This is a genomic window from Agriterribacter sp., assembly GCF_035445465.1.
Classification (GTDB): Bacteria; Bacteroidota; Bacteroidia; order Chitinophagales; family Chitinophagaceae; genus Agriterribacter.
Genome location: NZ_DAOMQT010000002.1, coordinates 201,105 through 218,153, shown reverse-complemented (window position 1 = coordinate 218,153; position 17,049 = coordinate 201,105). Strand labels below are relative to the sequence as shown.

15 protein-coding genes are annotated in these 17,049 nt (G+C 44.5%); 5 read left to right on the top strand and 10 right to left on the bottom strand.

Features of this window, described 5'->3' with window-relative positions:
• Positions 1-9: 9 nt before the first annotated feature.
• The 4 genes from PLE34_RS02080 to kbl form a co-directional block, all read right to left on the bottom strand.
• Positions 10-624, bottom strand: a complete 615-nt coding sequence (locus PLE34_RS02080) for a tetratricopeptide repeat protein (RefSeq protein WP_324553731.1) — start codon at positions 622-624, stop codon at positions 10-12.
• 1 nt (position 625) lies between these two features.
• The gene (locus PLE34_RS02075; RefSeq protein ID WP_324553729.1) at positions 626-1,621 is read right to left on the bottom strand and encodes a VWA domain-containing protein; all 996 of its coding nucleotides are present in this window, start codon (positions 1,619-1,621) and stop codon (positions 626-628) included.
• A gap of 172 nt (positions 1,622-1,793) precedes the next feature.
• Positions 1,794-2,612: a class D beta-lactamase gene (gene blaOXA / locus PLE34_RS02070; RefSeq protein ID WP_324553727.1), complete on the bottom strand. Its 819-nt coding sequence runs from the start codon at positions 2,610-2,612 to the stop codon at positions 1,794-1,796.
• Between the two features lie 52 nt (positions 2,613-2,664).
• Complete coding sequence (gene kbl, locus PLE34_RS02065; protein ID WP_324553725.1) at positions 2,665-3,870, bottom strand: glycine C-acetyltransferase; 1,206 nt, start codon at positions 3,868-3,870, stop codon at positions 2,665-2,667.
• Positions 3,871-4,027: 157 nt separating this feature from the next.
• On the opposite strand from kbl, the gene PLE34_RS02060 reads away from it, so the two are divergent.
• Both PLE34_RS02060 and PLE34_RS02055 read left to right on the top strand, forming a co-directional pair.
• The gene (locus PLE34_RS02060; protein ID WP_324553723.1) at positions 4,028-4,240 is read left to right on the top strand and encodes a hypothetical protein; all 213 of its coding nucleotides are present in this window, start codon (positions 4,028-4,030) and stop codon (positions 4,238-4,240) included.
• Positions 4,241-4,553: 313 nt separating this feature from the next.
• Positions 4,554-5,489, top strand: coding sequence for a hydrogen peroxide-inducible genes activator (locus PLE34_RS02055; RefSeq protein WP_324553721.1), 936 nt, complete (start codon positions 4,554-4,556; stop codon positions 5,487-5,489).
• Between the two features lie 13 nt (positions 5,490-5,502).
• Here PLE34_RS02055 and PLE34_RS02050 read toward each other — a convergent pair whose 3' ends face one another.
• The 3 genes from PLE34_RS02050 to PLE34_RS02040 all read right to left on the bottom strand — a co-directional run bounded on the left by PLE34_RS02050 (position 5,503) and on the right by PLE34_RS02040 (position 9,580).
• Positions 5,503-6,336 (bottom strand): alpha/beta hydrolase, encoded by an 834-nt coding sequence (locus tag PLE34_RS02050; protein ID WP_324553719.1) that lies wholly within the window; start codon positions 6,334-6,336, stop codon positions 5,503-5,505.
• A gap of 105 nt (positions 6,337-6,441) precedes the next feature.
• Positions 6,442-7,230, bottom strand: a complete 789-nt coding sequence (locus tag PLE34_RS02045) for an alpha/beta hydrolase (protein ID WP_324553717.1) — start codon at positions 7,228-7,230, stop codon at positions 6,442-6,444.
• Between the two features lie 388 nt (positions 7,231-7,618).
• Positions 7,619-9,580 carry a KUP/HAK/KT family potassium transporter gene (locus tag PLE34_RS02040; protein ID WP_324553811.1) on the bottom strand — a complete coding sequence of 654 codons (1,962 nt, stop codon included), beginning with the start codon at positions 9,578-9,580 and terminating at the stop codon, positions 7,619-7,621.
• 231 nt (positions 9,581-9,811) lie between these two features.
• On the opposite strand from PLE34_RS02040, the gene PLE34_RS02035 reads away from it, so the two are divergent.
• The 3 genes from PLE34_RS02035 to PLE34_RS02025 all read left to right on the top strand — a co-directional run bounded on the left by PLE34_RS02035 (position 9,812) and on the right by PLE34_RS02025 (position 13,905).
• A complete protein-coding gene (locus PLE34_RS02035) occupies positions 9,812-11,341 on the top strand; it encodes a hypothetical protein (protein WP_324553715.1) in 1,530 nt (509 codons plus the stop codon).
• Positions 11,342-11,353: 12 nt separating this feature from the next.
• Positions 11,354-12,349: a hypothetical protein gene (locus PLE34_RS02030; RefSeq protein ID WP_324553713.1), complete on the top strand. Its 996-nt coding sequence runs from the start codon at positions 11,354-11,356 to the stop codon at positions 12,347-12,349.
• Positions 12,350-12,456: 107 nt separating this feature from the next.
• Positions 12,457-13,905: a Gfo/Idh/MocA family protein gene (locus PLE34_RS02025; protein ID WP_324553711.1), complete on the top strand. Its 1,449-nt coding sequence runs from the start codon at positions 12,457-12,459 to the stop codon at positions 13,903-13,905.
• Between the two features lie 135 nt (positions 13,906-14,040).
• Here PLE34_RS02025 and PLE34_RS02020 read toward each other — a convergent pair whose 3' ends face one another.
• Genes PLE34_RS02020 through PLE34_RS02010 form a run of 3 tightly spaced genes read right to left on the bottom strand, consistent with a single transcriptional unit; the run spans position 14,041 to position 16,935 of the window.
• On the bottom strand, positions 14,041-14,802 hold the full coding sequence (locus tag PLE34_RS02020) for a sugar isomerase domain-containing protein (protein WP_324553709.1): 762 nt from the start codon (positions 14,800-14,802) through the stop codon (positions 14,041-14,043).
• Positions 14,803-14,826: 24 nt separating this feature from the next.
• On the bottom strand, positions 14,827-15,987 hold the full coding sequence (locus PLE34_RS02015) for an MFS transporter (protein WP_324553707.1): 1,161 nt from the start codon (positions 15,985-15,987) through the stop codon (positions 14,827-14,829).
• Positions 15,988-16,935 (bottom strand): ROK family protein, encoded by a 948-nt coding sequence (locus PLE34_RS02010; RefSeq protein WP_324553705.1) that lies wholly within the window; start codon positions 16,933-16,935, stop codon positions 15,988-15,990.
• Positions 16,936-17,049: the final 114 nt, after the last annotated feature.

Genomic DNA, 17,049 nt, shown 5'->3' with positions numbered 1-17,049 from the left:
GGCATGCCATTACCAGTCTTTTTCAGGCTGGCCGGGAACAGGGGCCTTTTTCATCATCCTGTCGTGCAGCTTTCTTTCCTGCTCTTCCAATGCTTTAAGCAGTTGTTCTACCTGTTGCTTATTGAGCTTATTGGGTTGAGGTTTGGGCTGATCCTCTTTTTGTTCTTTCTTCCTGCTTTCATTTTCCTGTTGCTGCTGTTGTTGCTTTTTTTCGTTTAATGCTCTCTGCAGGTTTTCACGGGCAAGCGTATCGGAGGAGTTAAGGCGCAAGGTTTGTTTATAAGCCGCAATGCTTTCCTCCAGTGCTTTTTGCCGGGTTAACGCTACCCCTTTATTGTAAAGCAACTGCGATTGTAACCTTTTATCATCCGTAAGCTTAGCTGCTTTATCAAAAGTGCCTGCCGCTTCTTCATACGATTCATTTTTAAAGAGCGCATTACCCATATTGAATGCAGCAACGCTGTTGCGGGGATCTGCTTTCAGCGCTTCTTTGTAAGCCGCCACAGCTTTATCATATTGCTGCAGGCGGTAAGCTTCATTACCTTTTCCAATTAAACGGTTTATGTTTTGTGAAAAAGCCGGAGCACCCAACAAAAGCATTATATATAAAAGGATGGTCCGCATACTATCGTATTTTCTTTTTTTCACTTATAAACAGCTCACCTGCAAGCCCGGCAAATGCCAGCGCCAGGAACCATTGAAAAAAGCTGCGGTAATTGAGCAGCCGGTTATCCTGGATCGTTTTCTGCTCCATACCTGCAAACTGCGCTGTTATTTTGTCTGTCACTGTTTCTATATCATTTAATTGCTGGTATATACCATTTGCCGCATGGGCAATATCCGTAAGCTCCTGCTCATTAAGCCGCGATATAACGATATTGCCATGCAGGTCGCGCCTGCTTTCGCCTGTAATAGGGTTTAATATAGGCGATCCCTGGGTAGAGCCTACCCCAATGGTATGTATTACCACCCCGTTTCCGGCTAATTGTTTTGCTGTTTTAAGGGCTTGCTCATCATGGTCTTCACCATCTGTTATCAATACAACTGCCTTATACTTTTTATCTTTTGCATTAAACCCGCTGTTAGCTGTTCTTAATGCATCAGCAATTACTGTGCCCTGCGTAGGCACAGCGTCCGGCCCGGCATTGCTCACATACAATCCTGCAGCCGTATGATCGGAGGTAAGCGGCATTTGCATATAAGCTCTTCCCGCAAAAATTACCAGCCCCACCCTGTCGTTTTCCAGTCTGTTCATCAGTTTGCTGATAAACTGTTTAGACCTTTCTAAGCGGCTGGGCTTAATATCCGCGGCAAGCATGCTCCTGCTCACGTCTAAGGCGATCATAACGTCTATGCCCTGCCGGTTTATTTTTTCTGCCTGGGTGGCAGATTGCAGGTTAGCGGCGGCAATGATAAGGCAACCGAAAGACAGCAGTACGATAACAAAGCGGGCTCTGTATTTTTTGGGAGAAAAGCCCCGGATGAGTTGCATCACGAGCGCTTCATCACCAATTTTTTTTACTGTGGTTTTTTTCCAGCGCAGCACTGCCCTGAACAGCAATATCAATACCGGGATCAGCAGCAGCAATAACAGATGTTCGCTATGTTCAAAACGTATCAATAGAAAAAATTAATTACTTTTAAGCAGCAGGTATCCGGCACTTTCCGCTTCCCTCTTCGATAAACGATAACCGTGAAACGATAAATTTTCTTCTCGCCTTTCACCCATTCCCGCTCCTCACGTTTCACCCCTCTTACCTCTTACCACTCCTCACTCCCCACTTCTCCCCCTTCTACATCTTTCCTTCAAAAAACCCTTCCTGTTTAAGTATGCTGTTCAGGATATTCTGGCGTATGGCCGGAATGTCTGCTTTGGGATCCGCTGTTTCAAAGTTCAGCACAAAAAAATACGGATGCCTGTTTTCCTCTATCCATCCTACCACCCATCCCACGGCGTGGTTTTCAGTGTTATATCCCCACCCGGTTTTATAGCTTATGGTATAGTTGCTGTTATCTTCCTGCAGCATCATATTTCTTACTGCCTGCTGCACCCCTTTCCTGAAAGGGAGCTGATCGAAGTAGAGCTTTTTAACCAATCCCAGCTCTTCATCAGGGGATATCTGCAGCGAATTGTCGAGCCAGAAGGAATCTATGGCCGGGCCAAGCTTCATGTTGCCATACTTCAGGCTGTCTATCCATTTCTGCATGGTATCCCTGCCAATGTTCCGGGCTATTTCCTGGAAATGGGGAACAGCAGAGTACCGGAACGCCTGAGCCAGGCTCAGGTCCTGGTTCCAGTTGCTTACGTCTCTTTGTATCCCGTCCCATTTAATGATGCTGCTGTCGGTAGTTATTACGCCTGTTTGCAGCGCGATCAGAGCGTTTACGATTTTAAACGTGGAGGCGGGTAATATTCGGGTCGTATCTCTTTTAAGATTGTATATCACGAATTTTCCTCTGCCATTATCAAACAGGGCAAAGCTGCCTTCCACGTTATTTTCATCAAAATATTTTTTGAACGAATTATCCTGCTTCACATTGTTCATAGAACAGGAAGCGATAAAAAAAGCGGCGATGGCTAAAGCACAAAATGACGGATATTTTATTTTCATTATAACAGTATAGGTTTTTAATAGTAAATAACGCATGCACAAAGCAAACGCTTTAGTGAAGTACACCAAGCGCTTTGCCTGTTTTGATAAAAGCGGCTATTGCCTTATCTAAATGGTGCTGCTCATGCGCAGCGCTTATCTGCACCCGTATGCGTGCCGTATCTTTAGGCACAACGGGGAAGAAAAAGCCGGTTACATAAATGCCTTCTTCCAGTAGCTGTGATGCCATGGTTTGCGCCAGTACCGCATCGTACAGCATAATAGGAACGATAGGATGGTCGCCCGGCTTAATATCAAAACCGGCCGATGTCATTTTCCTGCGAAAATAGGCGGTATTCCATTCTAACTTATCTCTTAATGCGGTGGTTTCACTAAGCATATCCAGCACGGCAATGGAACCGCCTACGATACTCGGTGCCAGCGTATTGGAAAAAAGATAAGGCCGTGAGCGTTGCCGCAGCATATCAACAATGGCTTTGCGGCCACTGGTAAAGCCTCCGGATGCGCCGCCCAGCGCTTTTCCCAGGGTGCCGGTAATGATATCTATCTTACCCATTACGCCCCGGTATTCATGGGTACCCCTGCCGGTTTTGCCGAGGAAGCCTGTAGAATGACACTCATCTGTCATTACTGCCGCATCGTATTTTTCCGCAAGGGCGCAAATGGTATCTAATTGGGCAATGGTACCGTCCATGCTAAAAGAGCCGTCGGTTACAATGATGCGGTTTCTGGCCGGCTGCGCTTCTTTTAGTTTATCTTCCAGATCGTGCATGTTGTTGTGATCGTACCGGAAGCGTTGCGCTTTACAAAGTCTTATGCCGTCAATAATGGAAGCATGATTCAATGCGTCGGATATGATCGCATCCTGGTCATTAAACAACGGCTCAAATACCCCCCCGTTAGCATCAAAAGCCGCGGCATACAAAATGGTGTCTTCTGTTCCCAGGAAATAGGAAAGTTTTTGTTCCAGTTCTTTATGTATATCCTGTGTGCCACAAATGAAACGAACGCTGCTTAAGCCATATCCTCTCTCATCAATATACTTTTTTGCGGCTTCAATAACCTTGGGATGCGATGATAGCCCGAGATAATTATTGGCGCAAAAATTAACAACCTTTTTTATGCCGGTTCCCCCGGGAACAGACACCGTTATATCGGCTCCCTGCGGACTTTCTATAATGCGTTCTGCTTTATAAAGACCGTTTTGACGGATATCTTCCAGCTCCACCCGGATGCGTTCGGTGAGTTTTTCATTCATGTGCCGTTGTTTAAGCTGCAAACCTACGTGCTTTTTAAAAAATAACAGGGAATGTAACATTTTACCGCACCAATCGTTTTATTCACACTTTAACACTAATTAACATCTAACGTTTTGGATATACATTATTTGAAATTAATTTCGTAACGCTTTAGAGATGAAAAAGAATCAAAATAAAATCATTTTTATACTTGTTCTGCTGGCAGGCATTGCTTTAGTATTCACTTATGCAACGCATACCTACAAAAGGGCAATGAAAAATGATATGGCCTGTTCGCCCATCGAAGAGACGGGTAAAGAAAAAATATTGCAATCGGATATTCCTTTTCTGGAATCCTTAACAAGGCATTTCTTAATTTTGCATTACTAAATAGATAAAGGGTATAGAGAAAATCTACACAAGATGCCCGGCGTTTTCTAATGCCGGGTCTTTTTTTCAGGTGTCGGCTGCCAGCTATAGAGCAATCAGGAGGAGAATTGCTAACAACAGGGTAAATTACTTTTTCTTTGTGATGTCCATGGCTCATGGTGATCGCTAACACTCCTTCGGATTTGTGGCAATCATATTCGGGCGCCAGACAACGATAAACTTCCAAACCACAAACTCCAAACTCCCAAGCTCAAACGCTTTCATTGTTTAAATTGATTATTTTACTTACTTTGATCAATTAAATTGATCAGCAATGACCTTTACTCAACTGGAATATATAGCAGCTTTAGATACCTTCCGGCACTTTACCTTAGCCGCAGACCATTGTCATGTTACACAGCCCACGTTAAGCATGCAGGTTCAAAAGCTCGAGGAAGAATTGGGGATTGTTATTTTCGACCGCAGCAAACAGCCGGTTATGCCCACTGCCATGGGTATGGAAGTAATAGGCCAGGCCAGGAACATTCTTACGCAAAGAGATGCGCTCCGGGAACTGATTGAGTACAAAAAGGGTACACTTACAGGCGAGCTGCGCATCGGTATTATTCCTACCCTGGCGCCCTATTTATTGCCTTTGTTCATTCAGCAGTTTGCCCAGCAGCACGCGAAAGTAAAGTTGGTTATAAGTGAAATAACTACAGACAGCATTATCCATTTACTGAAAGAGGGAACGATAGATGCAGGGATACTGGTAACGCCGCTCCAGCAAAAAGGAATTAAGGAGCATGTGCTTTTTTATGAAGAGATGCTCGTATACGTATCTAAAAAAAATGCGCTTTACCAAAAAAATTATGTGCTGGCGCAGGATATTGATCCCAATAAATTATGGCTTCTGGAAGAGGGGCATTGCTTCAGATCACAGATCGAAAATCTTTGTGAATTAAGAAAGCAAAGCCTTACGGGCAGCCATTTTGATTATGAAACCGGGAGCATAGAAACCCTCAGGCGTATGGTGGATATCAATGATGGCATTACCATTATGCCCGAATTGGCTACATTGAATATGCCGGCAAAGCAATTGCAGCTCATCCGCAAATTTAAAAACCCTGTTCCTGTACGCGAGGTAAGCCTGGTAGTACAGCGCGATTTTGTAAAGAAGCGGCTTATAGATGCGCTGCGTGAATCCATTCTGCTGGCTGTTCCGGAAAAGATCAGGAAAAACAAGAGTTCAAATATCATAGCCATTTAAAGGCATGCCCGGGTTACCTGTTTTGTAATATGCTGTCTAAGGCGGCATGAAACTGCGGGTAATCATTGAGGTTATTATGCCCGGCATTTTCAATGGTAATGAACCGGTCTTTTGGATGCATAGCTGTTGTTAGCCGGCGCGCATTGCTGTATGGAATTACCCTGTCTGCAGTGCCATGGAAAACAATGACCGGCGCGTTAACCAGGTTGAGATAGGTATGCACCGGTAATTTATATTTAAGCAGCGTGCTTACAGGATATATGGGCACATAATGCTGCACCAGCGATGTCATGCTGTAATAAGGTGTTTCCAGTATAAGCTCCTTACAGCTTCTTTTGGCGGCTAACCATGCAGCCACGCCCGTTCCCAGTGATTTTCCGTATATAACAATACGATCTGCAGGAAATGCGGAACGTGCCATAATATACAGTTGTGCCGCATCGTTGTACAATTTTTGTTCGGTGAGCCGGCCGGTGCTTTTACCAAAACCGGGATAATCTATCATCCATACTTCGTATCCGTTTGCAGTAAAACCGGAGGCGTAGGCGGCATACCAGCTAATATTTTTACGGTTGCCATGGAAATACAATACTACGCCCCTGGGCACGCTGTCCCGGGTAAGGAATTGTACGATGTTCATATTGCTTTCTTTATCTGCAGCCACATTAATTTCCCTGTTACCGGCAGCAAAGCCATAAGCTTTGTTGCGCTGCACGGCCTCGGGGTGAAATAAAAGGCGATCCTGCAACAGATACAGGGAGATACCTCCCAGCAGGTATATAACCAGGGCAATGTTCAGCCATTGTAACCATTTCCTCTTTTTGTGTAATTGCAGCCTGCTCACCATACTAATGTTAAGTTAAACAAATTATGTCTGTATGTTTTTGTGAAAAGTGAGCCGATAAAGGTGAAAGAAATATTTATCTTCTTACAGTTCACGTTTAACACAGCACTAATATTTCAGAATATCCCTGATGAAATTGTGATATTCGGTAAACGAAGGTAAATTATTATGACCGCCGCCCGTAATGCGGATCAAAGTGATTTTATGCGGGTTGAGCTGTTGCAGCTTTTCGCTGTGGCGTATGGGTATAAGCCTGTCTTTTGTGCCGTGAATAATGTAGGTATGGCAGTTCACGCGTTTGATCCATTTGTCGGTTCGCAGGCGATACCGCAATACATACTTAACGGGAAGAACAGGTAAAAACCTTTCCACTACTTTTTGAAAATTATAGAAAGGCGCATCCAAGATCAGGTAGCGGGGTTTGTTTTCGGAAGCAATTTTTGCGGCAAAGCCGCTGCCTAAGCTCCGTCCGTATACGAGGATGTGATTCTCGGGGTACTGCTGCGTGAGCCGGCTATAAACAAATTGCATATCGCTGAGCATTTTAGCTTCGCTGCGCTTACCTGTACTTTTACCAAACCCGCGGTAATCTACCAGCACCACATCATACTGGTATCTATAAAAATCCCTCGCATATTTGGCCCATCCTTTAATGCTTCTGCTGTTACCATGAAAATAAAGAATAAGTCCGAAGGGATCTTTTACATAAAAATGGAGACCATTAATGCTTACCCCCGGTTCTATATCAAAAAACAGTTCCTCAAAAGGGGCATCATAATGAAACTTAAAATCAGCAGGCAGCCTTTCAGGCTTGAAAATAAACCGGTCCTGCACAAAATAAAGCAAAATGGTTAATGCGATAATTCCGCTAATAATATATAAAAAGGTGGCAGGCAATACAACAGGCGTTTATTGCATGAAATTACGGAAAGGAATAACAGCAACAACGGCAGTTGAAGGTTAATCGTTATGTACGCTTGCTAAATTAAGGTTGGACAAAAGAATCAGCTTTGGGTGTAGGGTATAAGGAGTAAGGTATAGGGTTGTGATGCCATTGATTCGCGCCGGGGTTTTCATCACCAGCCGTTGTGGGTTAGCCATGAGACCCTGGTGCTGAACGATTCGCCGGGGTCTCACGCTTCACACAGTTGCCTGACTGTGAAGACCCCGTCGGGAAGAAAAATTTTCACTTTTATTCAGCTCCGGTTCTTCCTTTGCATACTGGTAAGGGTTTCACGCCCGCCTGTTCGGACTTGAAATACATCCATGCCTGCGTTTCAACAGCTCAGTCGCTGTGTATCCTTATTAAGTTCAGGTTGGTTAAGGGCGCTACGATAAGCGGGAATTTCTCAACGGTTACATAGCTGGCGTCTAATCCGAATCCCCTTTCTTCCGACAGGCTTACTTCTTTTATCCAAAAGTAGCCCCGCATGATAAGCGTTTCCCAGAAGGGCAGCTCATTGTCCATACTCAGGAATTTTTCCATTACAATAAACTGAAAATCGCCCACCACATTATTGCGTTGCAGGCTTTCATAGCGGCTGGTTATATTTACTTCCTTGTTGGCCACCATGTCTTCCACTACTTTCCTGAACATGAGATTAATGCGGGGTTCAACACGAAAGCCCAGCCGGAACTCAACACGGATCACCTCGTTGGGTATAATCGTCTGCACTTCGTATTCACAGGTATAGGGATTGTCTAACGTATCTACATGCACGAACCAGTAAATGTCGGCCCGCTTCGGTTTCCTGTTTAAAATGGAGTAGATGATCTTATGCTCTATCTCTTTGGGGTTGTTGGCGCTGGTAAGATATACCAGGTGTGTGGCATATTTGGTAACAGAAGTGTCGTTGCTGAGCTCCTGCAGCATGGGTATATAGTCTTCTAACCGCACAAATTCCACATAACGGTTCTTGATCTTCCGGCTCCTGAACCATATATACATGATCAGGAACATGAGTCCGCCAATAACTACCGTAATATAACCTCCGTGGGTAAATTTTTGCAACAGGGCAAATAAATAACCTCCTTCAATAATGGCATATCCTATCAGGAACAACCATATCCATGCAGATTTTACCCGGTGGCTCACTAAGTAATTTGCGAACAATATGGTGGTCATAAGCATGGTAATGATAATGGCCAACCCATAAGCCGCTTCCATACGGGAAGAAGTTTGAAAATACAGTACCACTCCCGTGCAGCCAATAAACATCATGGCATTGAGCCATGGAATAAACAACTGCCCCTTTTCTTCAGACGGGTAGCGGATTTTTAACCGGGGCCACAAATTAAGGCGTATAGCCTCACCTATAAGGGTAAACGAACCCGATATCATGGCCTGGCTGGCTATGATAGCCGCAACGGTTGCTATAATAACGCCGGGAATGATAAACCAGTCGGGCATCAGGTCAAAAAAGGGATTAATAGAGGAATGAATAGCCGCCGGAACATCCGGGTGGTTCTTTAATAAGCTGGCTCCCTGCCCAAGATAGTTGAGCAGCAGGCAGCTTTTAACGAAAATCCACGAGATGCGTATGTTTTCCCTCCCGCAATGACCCAGGTCGCTGTATAGGGCTTCTGCGCCGGTGGTACATAAAAAAACGGCGCCTAAAATCCACAATGCGCCCGGGTTAGAGCTTAAGAGCTTAACGGCATACCAGGGGTTGAACGCTTTTAAAATAGTAAGATCATCAAAAAGATGCCACAGCCCCAGCACCGCCAGCATGGTAAACCATACGCTCATTACCGGCCCAAAAAATTTACCTATGGATGCAGTACCGAATTGCTGCATAAAAAAGAAAGCCGATAAAATAAATATAACGATGTAGATAATATACTGACTGACATCATGAAAGGCCGGAACTTTTTGTAATCCTTCAATGGCGGAGGTAATGGTAATAGGAGGGGTGATCATACCATCTGCCAGCAGGGCGGCCCCGCCAATCATGGCAGGCAGCACCAGCCACTTTTTTCGTCGGCGTACCAGCGCGTACAGGGCAAATATTCCGCCCTCACCTTTATTATCTGCCTGCAATACCAGTATTACGTACTTGATAGTGGTTTGCAACGTAATCGTCCAGATGATACAGGAAAGGCTGCCAATGATGAGGTCTTCCGTAATGGCTCTGCCACTGATAATGGCATTGAATACATACAGGGGAGAGGTTCCGATGTCGCCATAAATAATTCCCAGCGCAATAACCAGACCGGCGGCGGTAGCTTTATTGGTATGTTTGCCCACGGCTGAAATACGGGTTAAGTTATTGTAATCTTCGAAACAAACGTCAAAGGTATAGGCTAAATTACAATCGTACACAGAAAGTTAGGCGCCATTTTATGCAGACAGTACCGCACTATCAAAAAATACTATTTTTATATGTTTGGTTAAAAAAACGGGCAGGTAGCATGCAATCGCTAAAAACCATCTAATTTGCAAGCGGATGCGTATATTTAAGAACAAAATTGATATAAAATGGGGCGCAATAAAATAATCATATCAGCTTTTGTAATGCTGGCCCTGCCCATTTGGGCTTTGGCCCAGCGTATTCATTATTCCGATCCGGGACGGGATGATTACCGCCAGGTAAATTTCGAGATCATTGGCAAAGTAGGCAGCAACATAGTGATCTATAAAAACTACAGGTCAAAAAACGATTTGTCCATATTTGATGGTGAAATGAAATTAAAGGATAAAATAAACCTTGATTTTTTGCCGGATAAACTTATTAATGTAGACTTCGTTCCCTATCCCGATTTTTTTTACATGATCTATCAATACCAGAAAAGAAATATCGTGTATTGTAATGTGGTAAAAATGGATGCTGCCGGGCAAAAGCTCATAGGCCCCGTGGAAATTGATACTACCCAAATTGGCGGCACAAGCGACAACAAGATCTATTCCACCATATACAGCGAAGACAAGCAGCATATCATGGTGTTTAAAATCAATAAGCGCAACGAAAGAAACTATTTTTTTACCACGCTCCTTTATAATGATAAGATGGAGTTCAGGAAAAAAAGCCGGTTGCCTGTAACCATGCCCAGGAAAGATGCTGTATTCAGCGATTTTATAGTAGACAATGAAGGTGATTTTGTTTTTACGCGCTGCAGCAGGAATGGCAGCAGGGATAATATTTCGCAAATGGATCTGATGATAAAGCCGGCGATGCTGGATACCTTTCGCATTAATAATATACCGCTTACCGATAATTTCTTAGATGAGGTTAAAATCAAAGCAGATAACATCAACAAAAACTATTTGATCAGTTCTTTGTATTACAAACAACGAAGAGGGAATGTGGAGGGAATATATATAGCCGTATGGGACAAAACAGAAAACAGGGTAAAGGCTGAAAATTATAATATATTCAATGATGAGTTAAAGGAAGATGCCAGGTCGGAGAATACATCGGCCAAAACGGCCTTTAACGATTATTTCATACGGCAGGTTCTGCCTAAAAAAGACGGTGGCTTTTTGATTGCAGCCGAGCTTTTCTTTACTTCTTCCCGCGGCAATAACTGGAACCGCTACGATTACCTGTATAGTCCTTACAGCATGTATCCCTATTCGTCATATAACAGCTACTGGAGCCCTTACGGAATGTATGGCAATCCCTGGAACAGATGGAATTACGGCTCCAGCACACGATACTACAGTGAGAATATTGCGTTGTTTTCTTTTGATCCCAATGCCAGTATGGAATGGAGTAATATATTACATAAAAGCCAGTTCGATGATAACTCTTCCGATGCTTTGTCGTACATGGTATACAATACCGGAAGTGAGATCAGCTTTTTATATAACCAGCTCGAACGCCGGGTAAGATTATTGTCGGAGCAAAGTGTAACGCCTAATGGCGCTGTGAACCGTTCGCCAACACTGAAAAATTTAAACAAAGATTTCGAATTTTTGCCCAAATATGGCAAGCAGGTAGGCGCCAGGCAGGTAGTGATGCCATGTATGTACAGGAATTATATTTGCTTTGCGAAAATTGATTTTTAAATAAACATTCCTGTGACAGGCGCTTTTAAAACCAACAACCCGGTTAATATCCTTTTATTGCTGGCATATGCTTTTGTACTGAAATGGCATTCTTTTGTATATCCTCATATCCCGCTGCCACAGGCAACAGACGGCTTTTTATATCTTAAGCTTTTGAATTTTCTTTTGCCTGCCGGGCAATTTGTGCCTGTTATATATCCTTTTATTGTGCTGGTGCTTACCTTAACACAGGCTATTACTTTTAATAATCTCATCAATAATGAAAAGCTGCTGCCCAAACCCAATTACCTGCCGGCCATGGCGTATATGCTTATTGCCTCTCTTTTCCCGGAATGGTGGCAGCTATCATCCGCACTCATCATTAACAGCTTACTGGTTTGGGTATGGGCTATGCTGAGCAGGCTGTTTAATCACCCCCGGCCCAAAACCCAGGTATTTAATGCCGGCATGGTGGTGGGATTGGCTTCTTTCCTGTATTTTCCGGCTATCGGCTTTTCCCTGCTTATATTTTTTGCTTTAATTACATTAAGACCTTTTCATTTGAGCGAATGGCTGGTGGCGATACTCGGGCTGCTGACCCCTTATTATTTTTTGTTCGCCTTTCTTTTCCTGGGCAATACATGGAACCCGCTTACCTACCTGCCATCTGTTTCTGTGAGCCTTCCAAAATTTCAGCAGGATGCATGGGCCCTGGGCGCCATCATGCTGCTTATTATTCCTTTTTTGATCAGCGGCTTTTATATACAGGGCAATATTTTACGTATGCTGATACAGGTGCGCAAAAGCTGGAGCCTTATGCTTTTCTACCTGCTCATAACCATACTTATTCCGTTCATTAATTTTACTTCCACATTTGAATACTGGATATTATGTGCCCTCCCTTTTGCCGCTTTCCATGGCTATACTTTTTTTTATGCCCCCAAAAAATGGCTGCCCGTAACGCTGCATTGGCTAATGGTGGCTTTTATCCTGGCATTAAATATATGGGTAAGTGTATTCCGGGTATAACGATAGTTGCGCTACTTTGAGTATGATATCCGCTTTGTATGCTCTTTTCCAGAGCCTGCACCAACCGTGTTGGGAGTCTTTATTTTTACATCCTGTAAAGCAATATCATGAGCGAAAAACGTAAACCCTTTACACATGCTTCCAGAAGAAAGTTCATCAGGAACAGCTCCATTGCCGCAGCTGGCTTTTTTATTGTGCCCCGCCATGTACTGGGCAAAGGATATATAGCGCCGAGTGATAAGTTAAACATAGCGGGTATAGGAGCAGGCGGTAAAGGAAAGAGCGATCTTTCTGCATTTGCCAAAAGCCCCAATGTAAATATTGTTGCCCTGGTAGATGTGGATGACCGCCAGGCAGTGGAATCAAGAAAAAACTTTCCCAAAGCCAAATATTATAAAGACTTCAGGGAGATGCTGGCAAAAGAAAAGAACAATATAGATGCCTGTTCTGTCTCCACGCCCGATCACACCCATGCAGTTGCCACTTTGGCGGCTATGCATCTGGGTAAGCACGTATACACGCAAAAACCTTTAACGCACGATATTTATGAGGCCCGCATACTGGCGCAGGCGGCAAAAAAATATAAAGTGATTACCCAGATGGGTAACCAGGGCGGATCGGGTAATGGCGTACGGAGGATGCAGGAGATATACGATACCGGCATCATCGGGCACGTAGATAAGGTGCTGGCCTGGACTAACCGTCCCGTATGGCCGCAGGCTATACCCGATCCGGGCACTTATAAAATTCCGAAAGAGCTCGACTTTGATCTCTGGCTGGGCACCGCTCCCAAGGTAGATTATAAGCCCAACTATTTACCCTGGAACTGGAGAGGCTGGTGGCCCTATGGCACAGGCGCTTTGGGCGATATGGCCTGCCATATCTTAGACCCCGTTTTCCGCATATTGCCTATTGATTATCCTACTTCGGTAGAATGCAGCGTAGCGGGCACCTGGACTTTTATCCTGAAAGAGAATGACCACAATCCCGACTGGACACCTTTTTCCACTAATATTCATTTAAACTATCCCCGTAAAGACGGGAAGGGCGATATTAAAGTAAGCTGGTATGATGGTGGCGTAATGCCGGAAGTTCCCGAAGAGCTATTGCCGGGCGAGGCATTTGGTAATTCTGATGGCGGCGTATTGTTTATTGGCAGCAAAGGGAAACTGTTGTGCGACTGTTATGGCGCCAACCCGAGACTGCTGCCGCTTAAAGAAAATGCATTGCTTCATATCCCCGAAACCATTGCCAGGGTTCCGGATGAGGATCACTACCTGCAATGGGTAAACGCCTGTATTGCCGGGTATGGGAATGCGCAAACCAGTTCGCCTTTCGAATATGCCGGTCCGTTTACCGAAAGCATACTGATTGGAAATGTGGCTATCCGTAGCTGGATGCTCAGGGATAATCCCACGGGCAGGCGTACCGCCGATAAGTATAATGGTCGCAAAAAACTGTTGTGGGACGCAGCCAATATGAAGGTAACCAATTACGACCTGGCCAACCAGTTTGTAAAACGCGAATACCGGGAAGGCTGGGATCTTACCTTATAAATAAATAAATACCCGTTTACCCTGCTTTTTTAAGATGGTACAAGCCTGAAGTATATACTTTCAGGCTTAACCTGTTTGTACCCTGGTTCTAAAGCGCGCTGAAAGACTTACCCACATTTAAAACCCGAATTATAGCTATACACCAGCCACTCTTTTTTTGTATTCAGCCAATGCTTCTTCAAGTCTTTGTTTGGCTGTGGTATCGCCGGGTACGTTATGTGAAGGATGGATATGCAATTTTACGCCTCTTTCAGCCAGGATCTCGGCCACAGTAGTAACGGTCATCCACACACAGGTTACAAAAGCCATGGTGGAAACAGGCCCTATTTTATCCTGGTGATTTTTTAGCGGCACACTGGCATCGCCGGCAGGTGCACAGGTATCAACTACCAGGTCGGCAATTTCAAAAATATTTTTACCGCTCGAATGGCGGGTTTGCTTTCCCCTGGCCTCGGCCGCCGAGCCAAACGCAATAACCTTCATACCTTGCTTTTTGGCTTCTAAGGCCACATCAATATTTACATTATTGATGCCCGAATGCGAAAACAGCCACATGGTATCGCGCTTATCAAACGTATGCCCTTTCATGATCTCTGTTCCATAGCCTTCTACCCTTTCTAAAAACACAAACTGGTGTACACCCATTTGCCCGGTAATGTTGGTAAAAAAAGTAAGGGGCAGCTCCACAATTGGGTGAAAGCCCACAAACCCGCCAATACGCGGATACATCTCTTCAATAGGCAAAGTGGCATGACCGCAGCCAAATGTATGCACCCACCGGCCGCATTCAATGCTGTCGGCCATTATGGCAGCCGCCTTTTTTATATTTTCTAATTGTGTTGTTTCAATTTGGGTCATAATATCCCTGGCGTTTTTCAGCCATTCTAATGCTAACATGTGATGAAATTTTAAAGTGAAAATTTATTTTATTTTTTTAAAGATGGAAATGAAAAGCAATACCATTACGCCAAGCTCTACATACAGCAAAGTAATAAAATGTTGTATGCCATATGTTTCCGCCACTATGCCCATCAGGTAGTTAACCAGTATATTTCCGGTAATTGCGATCACCAATACCAGGCTAAACGCGGTGCCCGACAAAGCGGCATAACGGCTGCCAACTAACCCCAGCATAATGGGGAAGCCACCCGCAATACCGGCTCCCAGCAATAATAACCCAGAAAGCGCTGTAAAAAAGGAGGCAGTGGTTTGCAGCAAAACGATCCCGCATAGGAACAAACCAAAAGAAAACAATAAGATCTTTTTAGCGGTTATTTCTCTAAATATGGTTCCCGTTAACAGGCGCATCAGCGTCATGCCGGCAATACAGGCCGAAAGGGCGTACAAGGCATTACTGTCTGAAAGGTTTTTTCGCTCAATCAGAAAAGTAGTTGTCCAGTTGTTTACAATGGCTTCCAGGCTGCTTTGGCAAAAAAGATAAAAAGCAATCAGCAGCAGCACCATGTCTTTTAATAACCCGAAACTTTTTTTCAAAGGCACACCCCGGGTTATTTTGGGCAACGGGAACCGGATAAGCAGGTAAAACAATGCAACGAGCAGCGCAATAACAGCCGCCCCCGAAAGAATGAAAGGATAGGTGTAATGTTGTTTCAGTATGCCCAGCACAAAAGGCAGACCCAGCGCGCCTACTCCAAAGGATACACCCAGCAGGCTGAGATTGGCGCCTTTGTATTCGCCGCTGATATCGGCCACTACGGCATTGGTAGCGCCATTGATGATGCCGCCGGCCAATCCAAAAATAAAGATGGAGAACTGAAGCCAGCCGGTGGATGGCGAATAAGCGATGCCTGTAAAACCTGTTGCCAGTAATATACAGGCGGTAACAAGCAAAACCTTATACCCGTACCTGTCGCATACCGGTCCAAAAAAAAGCGAGCCTGTAAGCAAACCGGCGGGAAGAATGGCAAACAGGGTTCCTGCCTCCAGCTTATCTAATTTGAAATTTTGCTGCAGCCCCTGCGATACACTGCCCAGCGTAAGCAGTGCAATACCAAAAAGCAATAAGCCGCAGCATGCAGCAATGAAAAGCGTTGTTTTATTATATGCTGCGGGAGTTGTCATTTATTTATTTTTTAAGGCTAAATATGCAGCGCCATATAAGCAGGCTTCATCTCCCAGCGCAGAAGGCTCAAACCGCGTTTGCTTAATGCTAACAGGTTGCGCCCAACGACAGGCTTCCTCCATAATGTCGGGCAGGAACTGCAATGCGGGGCCAAACACACCTCCGCCAAAAATTATTTTTTCGGGGTTGAATAAACTTACCAGGTTGGCTACTGCCATTCCCCAGTATTGGATGCATTGTTTTATTACGCTTATAGCGGCAGGATCGCCATCGCTGTAAGCGTTAAATACATGACGGGCTTTAATATCTTTCAGTGGAACGCGGTTTAGCAGGCTGGTTGTAATTTTTTCTGACTGTAGCAATTCGCGGGCCGACTTGGCAATGCCTTCCCCAGACGCATGTTGCTCAAAGCAACCGCACGATGTATATGCATCGCGAAAAGGGGTGCTTAATGCCATCCAGCCAATAGCTCCGGATATGCCCTGAGCTCCGTGTATGATATTTCCATTAGCCATAATGCCCGCGCCTATTCCTGTACCTACAGTAAGAAAGATAACGTTGTTGCATTGGCGTGCATTTCCTTTCCATATTTCTCCCAGGAGGCTGCATGACCGGTCGTTGTCAATAATTATACTGGTGTCTTTACAATTTTGCTGCAATTCATTTAAAAGCGGGTACGCTTCCCAGCCGGGTATATTGGGCGCCCACACGGTACCGTTTGCCGGATTACTGATACCTGGTACGGCTACACCAGTAGCCAATATGCCGTTACCTTTTTGCTGCCATTCAGATTGCAGTATGTTTATCTTTTGAGTGATGAATGCGCCCACTTCCGCACCCTTCCTGTTTTCAAGGTCTGCTTTCTCTTTATGCAATAATTCACCGCTTTCCGAAAAAACGCCTGCTAATAATTTTGTTCCACCCAGGTCAATGCCCAGTACAGCCATAGTAAATACAGTTTTTAATGATCAGTAAAAGCATTAAAGGGCGGATATTTTTGGAGTATGTAAGTTAAATTAAATGTTGGCAGAAATGGAATTAAAGTAGGAGGCTGTATCATG

Excerpts from the sequence above, each read along its gene's own strand:
- PLE34_RS02080 (WP_324553731.1), bottom strand. The coding sequence starts at position 624 with ATGCGGACCATCCTTTTATATATAATGCTTTTGTTGGGTGCTCCGGCT.
- blaOXA (WP_324553727.1), bottom strand. The coding sequence starts at position 2,612 with ATGAAAATAAAATATCCGTCATTTTGTGCTTTAGCCATCGCCGCTTTT.
- kbl (WP_324553725.1), bottom strand. The coding sequence starts at position 3,870 with ATGAATGAAAAACTCACCGAACGCATCCGGGTGGAGCTGGAAGATATC.
- PLE34_RS02060 (WP_324553723.1), top strand. The coding sequence starts at position 4,028 with ATGAAAAAGAATCAAAATAAAATCATTTTTATACTTGTTCTGCTGGCA.
- PLE34_RS02055 (WP_324553721.1), top strand. The coding sequence starts at position 4,554 with ATGACCTTTACTCAACTGGAATATATAGCAGCTTTAGATACCTTCCGG.
- PLE34_RS02050 (WP_324553719.1), bottom strand. The coding sequence starts at position 6,336 with ATGGTGAGCAGGCTGCAATTACACAAAAAGAGGAAATGGTTACAATGG.
- PLE34_RS02035 (WP_324553715.1), top strand. The coding sequence starts at position 9,812 with ATGGGGCGCAATAAAATAATCATATCAGCTTTTGTAATGCTGGCCCTG.
- PLE34_RS02025 (WP_324553711.1), top strand. The coding sequence starts at position 12,457 with ATGAGCGAAAAACGTAAACCCTTTACACATGCTTCCAGAAGAAAGTTC.
- PLE34_RS02020 (WP_324553709.1), bottom strand. The coding sequence starts at position 14,802 with ATGTTAGCATTAGAATGGCTGAAAAACGCCAGGGATATTATGACCCAA.
- PLE34_RS02015 (WP_324553707.1), bottom strand. The coding sequence starts at position 15,987 with ATGACAACTCCCGCAGCATATAATAAAACAACGCTTTTCATTGCTGCA.
- PLE34_RS02010 (WP_324553705.1), bottom strand. The coding sequence starts at position 16,935 with ATGGCTGTACTGGGCATTGACCTGGGTGGAACAAAATTATTAGCAGGC.